At 45.3% G+C, this 20,468-nt stretch carries 7 protein-coding genes; all 7 read right to left on the bottom strand.

The window, feature by feature from the left end; translation table 11 throughout:
• Positions 1–8 precede the first annotated feature (8 nt).
• Positions 9–8,882 carry an amino acid adenylation domain-containing protein gene (locus NLX74_RS20775; RefSeq protein ID WP_483311661.1) on the bottom strand — a complete coding sequence of 2,958 codons (8,874 nt, stop codon included), beginning with the start codon at positions 8,880–8,882 and terminating at the stop codon, positions 9–11.
• A gap of 698 nt (positions 8,883–9,580) precedes the next feature.
• A complete protein-coding gene (locus NLX74_RS20770; protein WP_254329849.1) occupies positions 9,581–15,670 on the bottom strand; it encodes an aminotransferase class III-fold pyridoxal phosphate-dependent enzyme in 6,090 nt (2,029 codons plus the stop codon).
• On the bottom strand, positions 15,645–16,865 hold the full coding sequence (fabD, locus tag NLX74_RS20765) for an ACP S-malonyltransferase (protein ID WP_254329848.1): 1,221 nt from the start codon (positions 16,863–16,865) through the stop codon (positions 15,645–15,647). The genes NLX74_RS20770 and fabD overlap by 26 nt, the downstream gene beginning before the upstream one ends.
• 634 nt (positions 16,866–17,499) lie before the next feature.
• Complete coding sequence (locus NLX74_RS20760) at positions 17,500–18,285, bottom strand: S-layer homology domain-containing protein (protein ID WP_254329847.1); 786 nt, start codon at positions 18,283–18,285, stop codon at positions 17,500–17,502.
• A gap of 402 nt (positions 18,286–18,687) precedes the next feature.
• Positions 18,688–18,984 carry an SAM-dependent methyltransferase gene (locus tag NLX74_RS20755; RefSeq protein WP_254329846.1) on the bottom strand — a complete coding sequence of 99 codons (297 nt, stop codon included), beginning with the start codon at positions 18,982–18,984 and terminating at the stop codon, positions 18,688–18,690.
• A gap of 83 nt (positions 18,985–19,067) precedes the next feature.
• On the bottom strand, positions 19,068–19,595 hold the full coding sequence (locus NLX74_RS20750) for a GNAT family N-acetyltransferase (protein WP_254329845.1): 528 nt from the start codon (positions 19,593–19,595) through the stop codon (positions 19,068–19,070).
• A gap of 525 nt (positions 19,596–20,120) precedes the next feature.
• Complete coding sequence (locus NLX74_RS20745; protein WP_028541298.1) at positions 20,121–20,423, bottom strand: putative quinol monooxygenase; 303 nt, start codon at positions 20,421–20,423, stop codon at positions 20,121–20,123.
• Positions 20,424–20,468: the final 45 nt, after the last annotated feature.

Below are 20,468 nucleotides of genomic sequence, written 5' to 3'. Positions count from 1 at the left end.
ACGAATCCTTATAGATTCTCATAAAACTGCTTCATGTCTTCAAACTCATCCAGATCCAAACCACGTGCTCCCACATCCGATGGTGTTAGTTGCCGTCCGGATTGGTCCAGACAATGCTGAATAATGCCCGACAAATGATGTTCAAAACGCAACAGAAGCATTCGGATAGTATCTGCTTCATACGCGTGACGGTTATAAAGCATGCAGATGGAAAGCTTACCGTCTTTCATCCACCCATCCAGATAGAGGGGATAGGCTAAATCTGAAATGCTACAATTCTGTCCGGACCATAATTCAACATCCATAGGCGATGTATGAAAGTGAGAGGAACTGACCGATTCAGAATGAATCAAGCGGAAGCCAATTTCCGGGTAATACTTAGCATTAAATTCCGATCTGCCGGAGGTTGCAGAACCATATTTTAGTAATCCATATCCTAAACCCTGGTTGGGTACTTGCCGGATCGTCTCCTTTACGTTTCTGAGCAACAGAGAACTGCCTTCCCCAGGCTCTATATCCAGAACAAGCGGATATATGGAACCGAATTGACCTACGGTTCTTGAAAGGTCCGGTTTGTCCGAAGTCACCGTTTGTTGCTCCCGATCATAATGTTCAAATCCAATGGCAATTTTAGACTGTCCGGACCATTCCACTATAGTCAGTCCCAGTGCAGCAAGCAGTAACTCAGCGCTCACCGTATTATAGGTTTGGTTAGCCCGTGTCAACAGTTGGCTTGTTTTCTCGTCCGAAAGCTGTATGATGCAATTTTCTACTGGACGAAGTGTTTCGAAATGTGCAGATGTCTCATGGTCCTTCGGTATAAATTCTCCATCGAAATTAACCTTATCCAGCCAGTAGAGTTTCTCTTTGGCCAGCTTTTTGCTGTCTGCATAGTCTTCTAGCCACCGCATCCAGGAGTGGTAAGAATCTGTTTTGTCAGGAAGCACCATCGGTTCCCCGTTAAGAGCTTGTTCATAGGCAGTTGTGAAATCCTCAAGCAGGATACGCCAAGATGTGGGATCAGCCACTAGCGGATCTACAGAAAGGAAGAACTGGTCAGAGCCCGACATCCGGAATAAGCCTGCGCGTACTCTGGGTCCCTCAAACATTCCATAACTGTTTTGAATCCGGAAGCATTCGCTCTGTAATTGCTTGCTAGCTTCATGGTCATCATCTGCAAGAGAGAACACATCAAGTGTGAACAGTTCTTCATTTTCATCTCGGTATATAAGGGTAGACGGTTCGTCGATCGACGCCAGACCAAGCCGCAGTCCCTCGTGATGAGTAGTTAATGTTTGCAGCACAGATCGCAATAGATCCTCATCGAAGTCCGGGTTAGCTGTAAATAGCATGGATGTCGCCGTCCGCAAGGTGTAAAATGTACCCAGTTCATTCAACTGCCGCTGAATCGATGTTATTGGAATCTCTCCATGTATCGAATTCTGGTCTCTGTAGCGGAACAAAGTTGTCACAAGCTTGCTGATATCCTCAATGAACGGGTGCTCCATCAAAAATGAAATGTCAAGGGAATAACCATGCTGACGCAGACGTGAGGCAACCTGAACGGCTTTAATAGAATCGCCGCCAAGCAGAAAAAAATGATCTCGAACGCCTATATGGCCACATCCCAAAACGTCTTGCCATACCACGACCAGCGCCCTTTCGACATCATTTCTCGGAGCAACATAATCCGTTTGTAAAGAGTCATGTCGGTCCGGCTCAGGTAACGCTTTTCGGTCCGTTTTTCCATTGACCGTAAGAGGAAGCTGCGGCAGAGGCACCACATATGCTGGAATCATATAAAACGGCAGCTTCTGCTTGAGCGCATTCTGCACGTCCAGCGGACTTAATGGCTCAGAAGCCACAAAGTATGCACACAAGTCCTTGTAGCCGTCTTTGTTTTCCCGCGCTACGACCACTGCTGACTGGATTCCGTCTACAGACAGCAACTGCGCTTCAATCTCACCCAGTTCAATGCGGTATCCTCTTACTTTAACCTGTTGATCGATCCGTCCCAGATATTCAATGTTGCCGTCAGGCATCCAACGCGCCAAATCTCCTGTGCGGTACATCCGCTCATAACCCTCCGCTCCGCTGTTAAACGGATTGGTAGCGAACTTCTCCTTTGTCAATTCCGGTCGATTAAGATAGCCCCGGGCTACTCCTATACCACTGATACAAAGTTCTCCCACCGCTCCAATCGGTTGCAATCGCTCCGTGCCTTCCTGTACAACATACAAATGAATATTATCAATCGGTTTACCGATCGGGATCACCGAGTGCTCTTCCACAGGCTCGCACTCAAAGAATGAAACGTCTACAGTAGCTTCTGTTGGACCATACAAGTTAATTAGTTTTGCGCTTCCAATCCCTGACATGATTCGATAGAAACGCGCCACCTGCTGAGGAGGCAATGCTTCGCCGCTGGCAAATACATGTTTTAGCGTTTTCAATTTGGCTTGCACGACTTCCCTTGGTTGCTGCTCCAGATATTCCAGAAAAATATGCAGCATCGCGGGTACAAAATGAAGGGTGCTTACCTTGTCTTCATTAATCGTGATCAGGATCTGTTCGGGAGACTTTTCTCCGCCGATTGGCAACAAGCTTACTTTAGAGCCCACCATCGACCACCAGAACAACTCCCATACGGATACGTCAAAAGTAAAGGCAGTTTTTTGCAAAATCGTATCTTCTACGTTCAGCCCATATCTATTGTGCATCCAGCAGAGCCGATTCACGACGGAGCGGTGCTCAACAATAACCCCTTTCGGTTTCCCTGTGGAACCGGAAGTATAGATGATATAGGCCGCATGGTTGGGTTCTGCTAGAGGCGTAAGGTTGGAGGCATCTTCATGCCAGCTACTCATGCAGTCTGTCATAGGCTCCGTCGACCTGGACGCTTGCAAAGCCATGATCGTGGAAGCATAATCCAACACCATTACCTTGCAGTCCGCATATTGCTTCAGCTGTTCTGCAAACTGTGGTTGTGTCAGCACCAGTTGTGTTCTTGAATCTTCAAGCATATATTGAATTCTTTCTTGTGGGTATCCCGGGTCAATGGGTACATAAGCTCCACCCGCTTTTAGAATTGCATAGATGCCGATCATCATCTCAGGTGAACGCTGAGCGATAATCCCCACCGGCTGATCCGGTCCCACTCCTTCCGCCCGCAACGTTCGCGCTAAACGATTCGCCAGCTCATTCAACTCTTGGTAAGTCATACACTTACCTCCAAATATGATTGCCATGTCATCTGGAGTCCTGCTAACCTGCTGCTCAAACCTTCCATGAATCGTTGCATCCCGCGGAAAATAGGCAGAGGTGTTGTTGAACTCATATAGTAATAAGTGCTTATCTTCTTCTGTCAGCATATCCATGTCAGCCAAGCGAATTCCGACATCTTGAGTTGCGATTTCCAACACTTTTATATAATGGAGGGCAAATCGCTCAATCGTCTCCAACTTAAACAGGCTGGTCGAATACTCCCAGGTGAAAGTTAAATGGTCTTGAGTTTCCGTTACATGTAATGAAAGATCGAACTTCGATACCCCTGCATTAAACTCATTCGGTTGCAAACGAAGTCCCTCGAATTCAATGACCTCTGTTCCCTTATTTTGCAGACTGAACATCGTATCAAAGATGGGATTGCGGCTTACATCGCGTACTCGATCCAGTTTGTCGACCAGTTGTTCAAATGGATATTCCTGGTGCTCCAACGCAAGCAGAGTGTTATGTTTGACGTCCTCCAGGAAAGCACTGAATGGCTGGGACGCTAGCGGTCGATTACGGAGAACTAAAGTATTCACAAACATGCCGATCATCGCTTCCGTATCCGCATGCCCTCTACCCGCTGCCGGCGTACCTACAAGGATGTCCTCTTGCCCGGAGTATTTGCTTAACAGCACATTATAAGCTGCTAAAAGCACCATAAAGAGCGTTGGTCCCGTGTCTCTTGACAATTGATTAAGTCTTTCCGTCAGCTCGGATTGCACATTGACGGTAAGGCTGTCCCCTGCGAAGCTCTGACTTGGCGGACGAGCAAAGTCAGTTGGCAGGTCCAATACAGGGAGCTCGCCGTCCAACGTGTCTAACCAAAATGCTTCATCCTTTGCTTGGCTGTCTCCGGCATAATGTTGTTTTTGCCAAACGACATAGTCTTTGTAGTGCACGTCAATGGGGGCAAGTGGCATACCCTGATACCGCGTGCTGATCTCATCCATTAATACTGCCATTGAGAAGCCGTCTGAAATGATATGGTGCATATCGATCAGCAACATAAACTGGTCACGATGGATTGCGAACAGTTCAGCACGAATTAAAGGAGCCTTACTCAGGTCAAAAGGCTGAATAAACAGTTCATGGGCGTGACTAGCATCCTCTTCGGAAATTGGAGTAACAGGAATGTTCAGTGAAAGCACATCCTGTACCTTCTGCACGGTTTCCCCGTCTACTATCTCAAAATACGTCCGAAAGGATTCATGCCGTGAAAAAACCTCCTTCACTGCATCAATGAACCTGGAAACGTGTAACTCTCCCTCTATATGCAGTTGACCCGATACATGATACGCTGCACCTCCACCCAGTTGATCCAGCACATACATTCTTTTTTGAGCGGGAGATACCGGATAAAAGGGCTGTAAATCTGCCGGAACAAGCGGCTCAAACTTTCGCTTTTGTCCTCCTTTTACATGTGCCGCCAGTTGTGCAATCGTTTGCAAATGTAAAATTTGTACCAGCGGAATATATACTTCGAATTCCTTGTTAATTCTGCTTAAAATAACAGTCGCTTTTAAGGAGTCTCCACCCATTTGAAAAAAATTATCGTTGTATCCGATATTAGATACATTCAAAACTTCCTTACATATGGATATCAGTTTGTCCTCAATCATATTACCGTCAGAAACCTGCTTCTGCGAGTCCTCTATCCTGATATCTTCTGGTTTCGGTAATGATTGAAAATCCGGCTTCCCATCAGCCAAAAGAGGGATGCTATCCATCAAAACCCAAAAGCGAGGTTGCCCATAATCAGGAAGTATTGAGCTTACACTCTCTTTCAGCTTCGCTATATCCCACGAATTAGAATTATTGTCCACTATATAAGCCACTAGATACGATGAGTTACTGCTCTCGCCGTCTTTCCGTGCCGTCAAAACACAGGCATCCAAATCCAGTGCTCGCAAAAGATGTTTCTCTATCTGCTCAAGATTCACTTGATGCCCGCGAATAAGAACATCTCGGTTAACTGCACCAATATGTCGAATTCTCCCTCCAACCTCAACATAAGCCCATTCCAGCGTCGTTCCCAGTAAACCAGCGGATGTGGCCAAATATACTTGTCCGATGGTACCCGTAGGAGACGGATGTTTATATTTATCCAAGACACAAGGATAATTCCCTTTAGAATCCGAGTGTGTCGCCCACACTTCCAGAAGCCGCTCCCTTTGCGTACTTCGAAGCAAAGACAGCGCAGATACACGCATTCCGTCTTCCTGCACAATCGAGCTCAGCAGATGTAAAAAGTATTGCGCCCATACCTCTATAGTGTCTTGTTGAAAAAGACTCGCAGCATAGTCAAAATCAAGCCGCAATTGCTGACCAGACTCCGTAACATTCAGGAACAACTCATACTGACAGGACAATATTTCATGTTCCAACAATTCTGTTTCCAGTCCGTAATAGTGAAACTCCGGAATGGGCCTATCCATATTGAACAACACCTTAAGAATGGGCAAATGGCTTAATCCTAGCTGGGCAAGTCCGGCAAAGCTGTATTTCTGATAAGCATCCAGCGTATGCATTACTCGCTTGACCGTCTGCGTGAATTCCGTGAACGTTGCTCCAGAGTCTACCTCACAAATCACTGGAAGTAAGTTAACGCAGTGGCCAATTAGCGGGGACACACCCATATGAGATTGCCCTGCGGTTGGAATACCTACTATGATTTGATTTTGGCCTGTCAGTCTGTGCAAGAAAAGCTGAAAAGCAGACAATAAAGTCACAAATAAGCTGTTGCCCAGCCGAATACTGACTGATTTCAGTTGCTTCACCAGAGGCGCATCCACCACAATGGTGTGCCGTGCTCCGCGCGAAGAAGGAGAGCTGATGTTGCGTTGGAGAGACGGCAAGTCAAGAACTGGCAATGGCTTCGCAAGTACATCCGACCAAAAAGCAAGGGCAGCTGCTCCACCTGCCTCTAACTGGTTTTGCTGCCATGCTGCGAAAACTCGGAACGGAACAGGATCGGGAAGCGTGCAGCGTTCGCCCCGTACACAAGCGGAATAAAGTTGTTCCAGTTCATGGAAAAACACACCGATGGACCAGCCATCTGCAATCAGATGATGAAATGTAAATGCAGCGATGTGCTTCTCATTCGACGTTTTTAAAAGCTGGATACGGAATAAAGGTTCCCCCGCACTTATTGGGAATACGGTCTCCCTGTCCTTCTCCATCCAAGCACGGATATCGTGTTTCTGCTCCTCTCCAGAAAGACTGCTGATATCATGTAGCGGAATGCTGACAGTCATTGCCCGGGCGATGATCTGCGTTTCTCCGTCCTCCCCCATAAAGGTGCGTAAGGCTTCGTGGCGCTCAACGATGTGATGGACAGCCTCATTAAATTCCTTAACATGTAGCGGGCCCCGGAAACGCAGTAAAACAGTCTCATGAAGCGACTCCGACCCCTTTGAATCCGAGACTGAGGCGAACCATAACTGCTTCTGATCCGGAGTCAGCTTAATCGTCGATTCCTTAAGGTCTGCAGTTGCAGTTTCAGGAAAAAAAGCCTTGTTTAGATCGCTTTCATGAGGGTGCAGATCCGGCAGAAATCCTCCTTTGCGCAGCTCATTAACGCTCTCTTTAATTGCCTGTACAATTCGCTCCATATCTTCCGAAGTATGAGCCGTTGACAAAAAACAGTTACGGCCTTCCCATATATAAATTCCTTTATCCAGCATGTGATAGAAGAATAGTTCCAAGTCACCTTTAAGGACGAAGCGGAACAAGGAACCGAAGTAAACGACCTTTATAGGTATCTGTTCCTCCGTAAAATAGTGGTTCAGTTCTGCTGCGAGCGCCTTCGTACGACTATTCAGCTCGTTATGCAGTTGCCCCCTGTCCTTCTCCAACCGCTCTAGTACGGCCAGCGAAGCTGCCATAGCCAAGGGGTGATGGCAAAAAGTTCCTGCTACAAACGTTCGCTGTTGCTCATGCGGTGGATAAGAGTCATCTCCGAAGCTCCACATTCCTCCATCAATTCCATCCATGAACGATGCTTTCCCTGCCACGATACCGATCGGAAGACCGCCGCCAATGATTTTACCGTAAGTTACAAGGTCGGCTTCAATGCCGTACCACGCCTGCGCACCCCCCGGCTGAATACGGAAGCCCGTAATTACCTCATCAAAAATGAACGCGGTCCCGGATTGCTCCGTAATCTGGCGTACTTCCTTCAGAAAAGCTGCGGGCTGGAAATCAGGGCGGCGACTCTGCACTGGCTCTATGAGAACAGCAGCCAGTGCATGGGCATGGGAGCGGATATATTGGAGTGACTCGTCCGTTCCATAGCTGAGCACAACGACATCGTCCACCATGTGCTGTAGTACACCAGGTGCCAGAGGAGTGGAATGTTGTTCCCTGTCATCCGTTGCTCCCCCCAATGCCAATATTCCATCAAAGGTACCGTGATAGGAACCAGAAAAAATCACCACTTTATCCCGCCCGGTGGCAGCCCGTGCTAACCGAAGAGCGACCATAATCGCCTCTGTCCCCGAGTTATATAGCGCAATTCGTTCCATGCCTGTCATTTTGCAAATTTTTTCAGCAATCTGCCCGGCCATATTAGACATCGGTCCAAGGCACATCCCGTTATGTATTTCCTTTACTATCGATTCACGAATAAAGGATGGGTTGTGACCAAACAAATTGACCCCAAACCCCATCGTCAAATCAATATATTCATTACCATCCAAATCCCAAATTTTAGAACCCTCTGCACGTTGGGATATAATCTGATACACCATTTCCTTGAGAGCAAACCTAAATCCGGCCACATTCCGGTTATTGGCGTATACAGATCTGTATTGCTGAGTATATTCTTTGGTTTTTCGTGTGCGCATCGTGTAATGTTCAATCAGCTTTTGCAGATGCTTTTCCTGCCTAAGTGAAAGTGAATTATGGGTTTGTACATTTATTTTTTGATAGGGAACAAATGCTTTCGTTTTTTTTCTGTCTGGCAAAACAGCTGACATGGAAGCTTGTACGGGGGAAACAGAAGTAACTGTGGCAGCTACCTCCTTCATCGCGGATGTCTGAGGCTCGACAGCAGTTTGTAGTGAATGCGATTCAGGCATTGCCACTGGTGCAAGCCGAGATTGACACAGTATTTCCATCTGCTGCGACATGAGTTGAAGTTGCATTTCTAAAATTCGTTCTCTCCCCGCAAATATATCCTTATTTGATAGCTTGCTTTCATGGGATGCAGGATCTTCTATAGGGATAGTGGATTTTTGACTCCAGTCCGGCAAGACGGAAGGCACCGAAGAGGTGACACTGGACGACGCAGTCAACTGAAGCTCCTCCGAATTCCGGGTCAATTCTTCAGAGGTCGAGGTTACCCTATCAGCAATATAGTTTGTCAGCAACTCCAGCGTAGTCAGTGATTCAAAAAACTCGTTCATCGGGATATCCAAGCCAAACGTACTTTTAATGCTGTGTCTAACCTGAGATAGAAGAATAGAGTCTAAACCCAGTTCTAAAAAATGTTTTTGCGGCTCTAATTCGTCTGGACTGAGTTGGGATACACTTTCGATTATTTTTGACAGTTTATTAGCAATCGTAGATTTTTGCGGATTGGAAGCAGATTCCGTCGAGAAATACTCATTCACCATCTTTTCAGACTCCTTTACTATGGGGGATTCAAGGAATAATTTTATCCTTTTCAGCTGTGACGCTAGCCTAAAAAGTACGATACAACCTAGCTAGGGGTAGAGATAGAGTTCTCTCATAGGAAGGTAAATATGAACGGTCCACTGTATAAGAAAACCATCTTCATACTAATAAAATATAATTATCCATCTGTTAAAGCGAGGATCTAATTTGTTTTATTAAACCATTAATGGCTAAATTCTTTTATTCAACTTATTATGCAGGATATAGTTTTTTTCCAGTATTGATTCTTAAAAACTCAAATCTTTTCTTTTACCCGCTGACATGCGTCCTCATAAACTTTAAAATTCACGACACTCAAAGCTCAAATTAAAGACTCAAAGGCTTTAATATGGTTGCTCTGCCCTTTACGTGCGATTACAACCACTTGCAAAATATGACCTTTGTTGTCGATTCAGCGCAGCCTCACAGCCCAATTGCGATTTTCTTCCACTGGCTTTTTTATAATTGGTACCTGCACTACTAAAAATGCCAAGTCCTAAGAATAGAACCTGACATTTTATCAAATTTGGAGCGTAAAGACGCCGAGGTGCACTTTACTTAATTTTTCGGCAAAATAATACGGGATTGGCCAATTCACTTAACGTCTCACATTAATATAAGTTCGCATGTTAAGAAGTCACTTCGTTTCTTGACATTAAGCGAACCAGAACTGCCTTTGATCCGGGGTTAGTGGAATGACCGTTTCATCCACATCCACTGTCGATACTTCTGAAGGGTCAGCTATATACACACTTCGCTTACCTGGACCTAGGCCTTTCCCGATCGGGGTCAGATCAGGCAAGAAGCCCCCTTTACGCAGCTCATCTACACTGTCCTTGACAGCTTGTATGATCCGCGCAATATCTTCCTCCGTATGAGCGGTCGACAAGAAGCAATTCCGCCCTTCCCAGATGTAAATACCCTTTTCCAGCATGTGATAGAAGAAAAGCTCCAGATCACCCTTGAGTACGAAGCGAAATAGTGAACCAAAGTGAACAATCTTCATGGGTATCTGCTCATGGGTAAAGTAACTATTTAACTCTGCTGCCAACGCCGAAGTACGGCTGTTCAACTGATTTTGCAGCTGTTCGCCGTGGTTTTCCAAATAATTCAACACTGCTAGGGATGCCGCCATCGCCAGCGGGTGATGACAGAACGTACCAGCTACAAAGGTTCGCCGGTGCTCATTCTGAGGATAGGAATTATCTCCGAAGCTCCAGGTGCCTCCGTCAATCCCATCCATAAAGGCGGCTTTCCCTGCTACGATACCGATCGGCATCCCTCCGCCAATAACTTTACCGTAGGTCACAAGGTCAGCTTGTACATCAAACCACGCTTGAGCGCCTCCCGGTTGAATTCGGAAGCCTGTAATCACTTCATCAAAAATAAAAGCTGTACCGGATTGCTCCGTGAATTGGCGAACCTCCTGCAAAAAGACTTTCGGCTGAAAATCGGGACGACGGCTTTGCACTGGTTCCACAAGCACAGCAGCCAGCTCATGCCCATGTGTGCGTATATAATCCAGCGATTCATCCGTTCCATAGTTAAGTACAACGATATCGTCCACCATGTGCTGCAAAATGCCAGGCGCAAGAGGTGTGGAATGCTCCTTATTGTTGCCAGCGCTACCCAACGCAAGCACCCCATCGAATGTACCGTGATAGGAGCCGGCAAAAATGGCTACTTTGGCTCGCCCGGTGGCAGCACGCGCCAAACGAAGAGCAACCATAACCGCCTCAGTGCCGGAATTGTACAAAGCGATCCTTTCTACACCGGTCAGCTTGCAAATCTTCTCGGCGACTTGTCCTGCCATGTTGGACATAGGTCCGACACACATGCCGTTCTTTAGCTCTGCCTCAATTTTTTCACGGATAAAGGCTGGATTGTGTCCAAACAGATTAACACCAAAGCCCATGGTCAAATCTACATATTCATTCCCATCCAAATCCCAAATTTTGGACCCGTCTGCACGTTGAGATACAATTTGATAGACCATTTCCTTTAAAATAGGCCGGAAGCCAGCTACATTACGGTTATTCGCGTAGACAGACCGATACTGCTGAGTGTACTGCTTGGTGCTTCGCGTCCGAGCAGTAAAGCGCTCAATCAGCTCTTGCAGATGTTGTTCTTGTCGGTGTGAAAGCAATTCATGGGCTTTGACCTCCAGCTTTTTATAAGGCGTAAACAGTTTTGCTTCATGGCCTGTCTTCTTCGGAACAGCTAGTACCGGTGAAACAGTAGCTAATGCAGTTGCGACTTCCTGTTTGGTTTCAATGATCTCTGCGCTTCCTCTATTTGCTGACGACAAATCCCTTTCCGGTTGAAATGATTGAGAAACGGATGTCGGAGGAGTCGGTTGAGTTCGGAGCACATCAAGCTGCTGTGACATCACGTGCAGCTGCTGCTGCAAAATCTGCTCGATACCAGCAGAAGTCGCTATAACTGTTGTGCTTTGAAATGGCTCTTGCCCGGACGTAACTATTCCATGAGTCGATGTACCAATTTCGCTGGAATCCTGCCCTGTCCAGGTTGATACTGTAGTAGCATCTACCCGATTAAGGGGTATTTTCGGTTGGCTTTCAGGAGCACCAACTGCTGCCTCGTCAGAAACGGAACTCACCTGATCTGCAACGTAGCTAGTCAACAATTCGAGCGTGGTCAGCGATTCAAAAAATTCATTCATTGGGACATCCAGGTCGAATGTATCCTTGATGCTGTGGCGGACCTGGGACAAATTAATGGAGTCCAGCCCTAGTTCTAGAAAATGTGTTTGCGGTTCCAGTTCCTCAAGACTAAGTTGTGACACATTACCGATCATTTTCGCTAATTTTTGTTGAATGGAAGATTTATGCTGTTCAGTAAACGACACTGACGTCGAATACTCATTCCCCATAATTTCAGACTCCCTTACTATAGTATTTTTATAAACGGGTGTAGTCTGCTCCGCTCGCACCTGTTCTGGAACATGAATCCAGCACCTTTTCCTTTCAAACGGATACGTAGGCAGCGAAATCCTTTTGTACGGGTGACCTGCGTATAGCGTGTCCCAATCTATTTGTGCCCCCTGAACGTACTTCACTGCTACTTGCTCCAGTGCTTGCAAAGTGTCCGAGCTTCCGACGGCTGTTTCTGTACCACCACTACTATCTACTTTCCCAATGTATACACCTTCAATGGCCTTGCCCTGCTCATGAAGCTGATGTAATTTCGCTTTCAGGGCCTTCGCTCCTTCGGCTATCACAGCCACTCGATATGTTAAGTGACTTCTGCCTGTGTTAGCTGTATAGCAGACATCCTCCATCGGCAATTCTTCCTCACGTTCAAAGCGATCCACGTACCGTGCAATCAACTCGCTTAAAGCTCCTTCAGTTCGCGCCGATAGTGTCAGCAGCAATGGCGATGATCCATTTTTTCGGTCGGTGGTTTCTTGGTCCGCACCCTTTTTCGCTATATATTCTTCCAGCACCACGTGACAGTTTGTCCCGCTGAAGCCAAAGGAACTCACCCCGCATCTTCTCGGGAATCCGTCTGTCTTCCATTCCCTCAGTCTAGTGTTGGCATACACCGGAGATTCTTCAAAATGGATGTTCCTGTTCGGTGTGCGAAAATGAACGAGCGGTGCAATCTGCTGATGTTTCATTGACAGCACGCATTTGATCAATCCCGCAATCCCAGCAGCTTCGTATAAATGCCCAATATTCGTTTTGACTGTGCTTATCGCCACAAACTGCTTGCGCTGTGTAAATTTGCGGAATGCCTGGGTAATGCCCTTAATCTCAACGGGATCGCCTAGCTTGGTGCCGGTACCGTGAGCTTCAATATAACTCACTGTCTCGGGATCAATCCGTGCATCACGCCACGCCTGCGAAATGACTTCTGATTGAGCCAGCGCATTGGGCGCGGAAATTCCAATCGTACTGCCGTCCTGATTAATCGCGCTTCCTTTAATCACACCCAGAATGTGATCTCCGTCTTTTTCCGCTTGACGAAGCGGCTTTAAGAGAACGGCTCCAACGCCTTCTCCCCAGCCTGTGCCGTCCGACTGATCGTCGAATGCTCGTGCCCGGTCATCGGAGGATTCCATGCCAATGCCAGCTTTCAACGGCAGCAAAATGGTCTTCACTCCACCGGCCAAAGCCATCTCGCAGTCTCCATTCAAAATCGACTTACACGCCAAATGTACCGCCACGAGTGACGAGGAGCATGCCGTATCAATGGTCAGTGCCGGGCCTTTTAAATCAAGCAAATACGCAATCCGACTGGAGATAACGGACGGAAGATTGCCTATGCCAAAGTTTGGAATCGCCCCTGGCTCCACTTCGGACAACAATCGTTCATATTCAAAGCTGGTTTTGGAGAATCCAACATACACTCCTACCTTTTTCCCCGACAGCTGTTTTCCTCCATAGCCTGCATCCTCAATCGTGCTCCAAGCAGTTTGCAGAAATAAACGTTGATTCGGGTCCATCAGAGAAGCTTCCCGTGGAGTTAGCTTGAAGAAGGTGTAGTCAAATTTGTCCACTTCATCCAGATAGCCACCTTCGGCGATTTGCATGTTTCTCCCTTCCATATTCAGACGGGAAATAAAAGCTTCGGCATCCTTTTTTCTTTCGTCGCTATATGGACTGATATGGTCTGTACCGGAAGCTACATTCGCCCAAAACTGCTCCAGTGTATCCGCATGAGGAAACTTGCCGGACATGCCAATGATAGCAATATCCAGGTCCTCTACCTCCTCTTTGGATTCTGGTTGCGGTGCTGTAATCACCTTATGACCTAAATCCTGACTGGATATATATCCAGCTAGCTTGGCGATAGTCGGGTAAGAGAAGAAGTCCGTTACCTCAATATGAATCCCGAGTTGTTCCTCTAATTGGTCCGCGATCTGAACGAGTTGTAAGGAAGTTACGCCGATATCAAAGTAGCTGTCTTCCGTTCCAATTGACTGTACATTTAAAATAGCTTGGCAAATCCCAATCAGTTTTTGCTCGATCTCACCTTGATGAATAGGGGCATGGTTCGCTACCTGTGTAATTTGAGTGGCCTCCGCCAGGGATGCCAATACTGCATCAAATTCTCCCTGCTCGTAGCTCTGAGCTAGCTTGTAGCGCTGAACCTTTCCACTAGTAGTTTTGGGAATACGGCGGATTGGAACTACATCTTGAATATGCCATCCTCCCCGATAATTCAAATGGCTTTTCAGCCTTTGGACTAGTGGCAAAAATAACTCTATTTTTTTCGTGTGCATCACAAAAACAACAATACGATCCTGCCGAGTTTGTTCATCATGTACACCGCAGACAGCTACTTTCCCCAGATCCACCCCGTCCAGTTCCTCTGCAATCCTTTCGATATCATGCGGATAAATGTTCTGACCGTTCACGAAAATAATGTCCTTGGCTCTGCCTGTAATCACCAGTCGTCCGTTTCTCATAAAACCCAAATCTCCGGTAATGAGCCAGTCATCCTTTGTCTTGACCTTTGCGGTAGCCTCAGGATTGTTATAGTACCCGGCAGTCACATTTTTGCCGCGAATTTGGGTGTATCCGATTACATTGTCCTTTAGCACCTGATTTTGCTCATCACAAATACGAACGGAGGTGCTGGCCATGGGGTAGCCCAAATCCGCAAACGTAAGACAACGCTTATCGGATGAATCTACTTCTTCTATAGGTTCACCTACATGCAGCTGCTGCCGATTTAAATGAATGGTAACAAAATTATCTTTATCCAAAGGTGGAGTGGAGACACCTACGCTGGCCTCTGCCAAGCCGTATACAGGATACATGATATTTTTATTTAATCCATGTACACTCATGGCTTCCATAAATACATGGCAAAGCTCCACCGATATGGGCTCAGCCCCATTTAAAATCATACGAACACTTGACAAATCCCAGTTATCCGCTGTTTTGGATTTATATTGATCAAGGAAAAATTTATAGCCGAAGTTAGGAGAACAGATTTGAGTCACCTTATGCTCCGACACCTTTTTTAGCCATAATGAAGGACGTCTTATAAAAAGAGCTGTTGGCATAATGAGTTGCTTGGCATGGGCGATGACACAAGTTAAATGAAAAGCGATCAACCCCAAATCATGTGTGAGTGGCATCCAGCCTAGATACGCATCACTTGAAGTCATTCCCGTTTGACTGGCGATATCCCGAATATTGTATACGAGATTCTCATGCGTCAGCATGACTCCCTTAGGATCACCTGTTGAACCAGAGGAAAATTGAATAAACGCCAAATCCTCCGGTCTGGATTCATGTATGGTCCCTTTGTTCTGATCGGAATAATCAAAATCATGACTAGAAAAGGTCGCTTTTTTTACAGAATCAAAGAAATCCAGCATCTCATGCTGGTGAGAATACTTTTCTAGCTGCTCTAGTACTTTATGATCCGCAATCATGTAAGGGCAAGTAAGGGTACTCCAGATTTTAAACAGCTTCATTTTATGTTCATCATTATTCCCGATACTTACAGGTACGGGGACGATTCCTCCGAGCAGACAGCCCCAAAACACATTCACAAAGGTATGATTGTCTTCAATTTGCATAATTAGCTTATTACCAGGCTGTACTCCTTTTTCCTGCAATTGATGAAGCACCTGCAGTGCTTGCTCCAGAAGTTGACTGTAGCTTACATACTCCTCCTGTGTATCACCCGAAATGAAAATAATCCCATTTTCAGCTCTACTGGCTCGGTCCTGAATGATTTCAATTAAAGTTTGAAACTGTTCCATCCTGATCCCTCCTCAAAAGGTCTAAAACTTCCTCCTGCTCTCCTGCAGATACTTGTTTGGTTTGCAATATCAGGCGAATACACTCCAGCGCTTCGCGTCTTAGTTCATAAGCAGAAGAAGAGTTGCCCGATTCTATGCTTTTGAGTAACTCTTCCAACCTGCGAATAGGTAAAATAACCCCCTTATGATACTCATCCTCATTCCAATTGGCATTGGGTGTAGACACCACCACCGCCAGCGGTTTGACCAACCAATCACGGATCGAAAAACGACGTTCCAGTTCAATCCGATCCAAGTCTCTGTCCAAGGAAAGCACCTCAAAAGCGATGTTTGTTTCCTTTGCCAAGTTTTTCAGCACCGTTCGCGGTCCTAATTCAATCCCCTGCTTCACCCCATGTTTCTCCATATACTGCATCGTTTGTATCCACCGCACTGGACGGATCATTTGCAAATGCAAACCTTGACGAATGCTGTTGGCATCCGTATATGGTAGTGCTGTAACATTAGAAATGACAGGCCACAGTGGTTCATGAAACGTATATTTTTGCAGTTCCAATGCTAATCGGTCAGCAGCATGCTGCATAAGCGGGCTGTGAAAAGGGCCGCTTACCTGCAAACGGGTAATTTGGAACCCGCGTTGCTCTAATTGTCCCGCCACGGCAGCAACAGAGGCATGATGACCAGAAACGACGTATTGATAGGAAGAGTTATAACATGCGATGGTAATAGGCTGACTGGTTACGGCATAATGATCGCACAGCTCTTCTAGCAGATTTAAATCAGCCCCACGAACAGCAACCATGCAACCCACTCCGGCCTCTGAGGCTTCTTCCATAAAGCGTCCTCGTTCTTGCACCACCCGCAAAGCATCGCCAAACGACAAGACTCCGCTGCTTACCAATGCAGAGTACTCACCCAAACTATGTCCTGCCGAAAATTCAGGAATAATCCCAACATCGTGCATGTAACGTCTGAATGCGATGACACTGATCGTGAGAAGTGCCGGCTGGGTGTAGGATGTTCTTGATAATTGAGAGATGGGTCCTTCCATACATAAAGTTTTCAAATCATACCCCAAAATATCAGCAGCCTCTTCAAAAATGTGACCTGCCTCTGAAAAACCATCATGCCATGTCGCTCCCATCCCGACATATTGAGACCCTTGTCCCGAAAAAAGCAAAGTCATGCGGTTCATGTCCAACCCCTTTCCTCACCATAAAAAAAGCGGTAAAACAAATGTTTTATGGGATCCAGATGTTCACATTCCTATGTATTTAAAATAGATACAGCAAAAACAACAAAATGTCTTGCCACAAACAAACAGTAATCGACATGTTAAAGTAAATCGTTTTTGAGTTTCATGATGTAGTTAGAAATAAAAAGTGTGTAAGTAGACTTGGAAGTGTAAAAAAAATGGAGAGTGCTGGAAGTTCAGGCTTGATACTTAGAAACTTCAGCATCATAGATGAGTGTAGTAAAACATAGATTAAGGCTATTAATTTATTATAAACATTAAATTGAATTAAAGTACAGTGATATATAATACATATATTTTATAAACAAAAACAATACCCTCTTTTGCTTAAAAAAAGGAATTGTTTTCAGCTTTTTAATGAATTTACATGAAAATTTCATATTCTAAACTATTGACTGGCATCTATCGTTAAAACAAAAAAGCCGCCAATTTGGCGACTTTTATACATTGTTTCATTCGACAGTAATCGACGGTTAGGCGTCGTCATAGATACGTAACTAAATAAGTAGAAATCTCCAAAGCGGTTTATCTCCTTATGTAGACAGTCTCCTTGATGGCTACAATACGCAAGCGGTTAGTGTCGATCCTCCACTGACTTCGTTGTAGCTTCGTACAAACGCTGTAAAATGGTAACAGCTTCAGCCCGTGTGACTAGCGCTTTTGGGTGAAGGTATCCTTCATTAGCAGTAAGGACTCCCATCTTGGTTAGGGTGTAGAATGCTTCTGCCTTTTGATCCTGGGAATCTCCATCATAGTTGTACTCTTCTCCAGTCTTGTCGATGTACAGCACCGGATAGTAGGCCGAGAAATTGTCATTGTAATTGGCCTGACGAACTTTCATATCCTTGTACTGCGCAGCTGCGGAAATCACTTCCTCAATCTCAGGATGAAGCGTCTGATTGGTATAATCTGTCCGAAGAGAGGCGATCATCATCACATCCCAGCGGGTCAATGGTTTGTCAGGTTTGACATAGAATTGATAGTTTGGATATTTCCCGCCAACACTTTCAGCATACGGCCAGACGTAGTCCCCGTTGAATATTGCTGCAAAATCTTTATTCGCCCAGTGTTTACGCGCATCCACAAAGTCGGAAGGTTCGCCGGAAGAATGATTGATTTCTGGAAAAAGCTTGTGAAACATATGTACAAATTCCGCTTTCGTTATGGTTTTGCTTGGCTTGAAGGTCCCATCTGCATAGCCCTTGACAACGCCCTTGTCGACCATGGAACGAATCGATTCGGCAGCCCATTCATATTTTGTTCCTTCCACATCAGGAAACGTGTTTGCCGCGAATGCAGATTGACCGAAAAACAGTGTCGTCGCAACCAACGGGGTGATAAGCCATTTCTTTTTAAACATCTCTTTCCACTTCCTTTAGGTAAAATTTATGTATAAAATAGTTCTCTAGACTCAATTTTATATCGGCATTTCAAAAGAAAATGATGATATTAGAGAGAAAAAAGCACTGTTAAACAGTATTTTTAAATATCGACAATCTGTGTTTAAAAAATGTTATGGATACAAGTTCTAAAGCCTCTCCGTATTCGGGTAGACCCGTCGGGAATTGAGAAAACTTGTGGAGGCCTTCATGGGCCGTTCTCGCTTTTTACTCTTTTGACCTAAGCCTGTACGTTCGACCCTAGCATCGATTAACCGCTTCATGCGATGAGGAATCTGCATTAGTGTAATCTGCCCGTTAGTTAAAAAACAGCCGAGTGCTCGGCTGTTTTTGGTAGCGTTGAACTATCATTTTTAGTTAGTTTAGCGAATTACACCCCATAGGACTGGGGAGCTCTTCGCTCCAAAATATTGATACATATCTACGCTTATGACTGCATCGAAGTATTGCTCTGCAAAAGGCAAGTGGCAGGCATCTGCATGGATGGGGATAATTTGGCTTTCCAAACCAAACTCTCTGAATCTTCTATAGTTTTCAGTTGCACTAATCCATAAATCGACAGCAAATACGGTTATGTCAAACTTTTGCGCCAGATAGATAGAAGTAAGTCCGGTCCCACAACCCAAATCCAACACTCGCATTCCTTTCTGCAAAGTCAAATTTTTCGATAGCTCCTTGAGCATGTAATCGAACTAGGCCCCATTAAATTTTATGAAATCTACGTCATCTAGATCTCGCCGGATCATTTCTGCTGACCCCCTCCTACTTTCTTCATTTGATATTTCCAAGAAAGCAATTCTTCATCTTTGTGATCAATTTGAAATCCTAACTTCAATAACAAATTCTTAGAGCTGTTATTGTCAGGTACGCATCTTGCCATTACGATTTGGACTTCTTCATGATTTAAGGACCACTCTATTAATTTTTGAGCGGCTTCATAGCAATAGCCTTTGCGGCGATGACTTTCATTCGTTGCAAAACCGATCTCAATCATACCGTTCTGATCAGGATCTCCTAAAAAACCAATCCCTCCAACAATTTCTTGGGTATCCTTCTCCACAATGATCCAAGAATCAAAACCTCTAGTGCCATTATTCTTTTTCAAAAGTTCTCGAAAATAAGGTAAAGCTTCAAAGAAATCAGGACCCGGCCATTCATCACTGGTTTTATAACCCAAAGCTTCAATAGCACCTATATCACGTCGGGCTGCTGCTTCAATTAAATTAAGATCAAGTGTTTTTAATAGGAGCCGATTCGTTTGAAGTTTCATGTATTGTCCACCTTTCTACTTACTTAGATTGAATCTTTCATTCAAGAAGTCTGGTTGTATTTGACCAAATTGGAGTAATTCCCTTCTATCCCCCTTTGCTAAAATTAGAAAAGGGCAGGAATGAACATACGTCATTCCTACCCTCATATCACCTGCTATTTAGCCACAAAAAAATCCGCGCTGAACCAGCACGGATTGGACTCATTATAACAGGTATCCCTAAGGATCTGATAGTATCCGTTGTTCTTAACTAATTCCGAAGCTTTCAAATCCCCACCCGTAATACAAAAATTGGGCAGACGAATAGTAGGTGCATGAAAACCTCTTTTTATGGAATTGGATTAGTAAAGAACAGCTCCAGACAAAAAAATCTCTCCTTAGTGAATTACCCTTATTATACCAGGGCCAATTTTATCTGCCAACCTTTCATATATTACAAAAGCGTTTCATTAGGACTATCCTGCTGGTTAGCTTAAAAACAACCGAGTGATCGGCTGCAGTGGTAGCAGCACTTGCATCATGGCCCTACAGGCCTTTTCCCCCTAGAGCACGTAGTTTAATGGGCTCCGCTCCAATAATCAACGGTCGGCCGCGTTGTATCGACGCCAGTACCTCTTCGTTCTTAAGGCTGGCTGCATGGGCATCTGCATCTTTCCACAGTTCGGTTACATACACCGCATTCGGGTCGTCGTCTGACACATTGACTATATACAAATAGCAGTCATTATTCGACTTCAACAGATCGGCCGCTTCTAGCAAGATGTCTGCAAGAGCGTCCCTTTGCCCTGGACGTGCCGTCAACTTTCCATACATAGCAAAATGGTTCATGATCCTCATCCTACCCTCGAATAATATTTGACTTCATCTTATTAT

Source organism: Paenibacillus sp. MZ03-122A (assembly GCF_024213325.1).
Classification (GTDB): Bacteria; Bacillota; Bacilli; order Paenibacillales; family Paenibacillaceae; genus Paenibacillus; species Paenibacillus polymyxa_B.
Note: the sequence above shows the minus strand (reverse complement) of the source record. Positions and strands in the feature narration are given on the sequence as shown.

Bases quoted from the DNA above. Each gene is read 5' to 3' on its own strand.
- NLX74_RS20770 (WP_254329849.1), bottom strand. From the start codon at position 15,670: ATGGAACAGTTTCAAACTTTAATTGAAATCATTCAGGACCGAGCCAGT.
- fabD (WP_254329848.1), bottom strand. From the start codon at position 16,865: ATGAACCGCATGACTTTGCTTTTTTCGGGACAAGGGTCTCAATATGTC.
- NLX74_RS20760 (WP_254329847.1), bottom strand. From the start codon at position 18,285: ATGTTTAAAAAGAAATGGCTTATCACCCCGTTGGTTGCGACGACACTG.
- NLX74_RS20750 (WP_254329845.1), bottom strand. From the start codon at position 19,595: ATGAAACTTCAAACGAATCGGCTCCTATTAAAAACACTTGATCTTAAT.
- NLX74_RS20745 (WP_028541298.1), bottom strand. From the start codon at position 20,423: ATGAACCATTTTGCTATGTATGGAAAGTTGACGGCACGTCCAGGGCAA.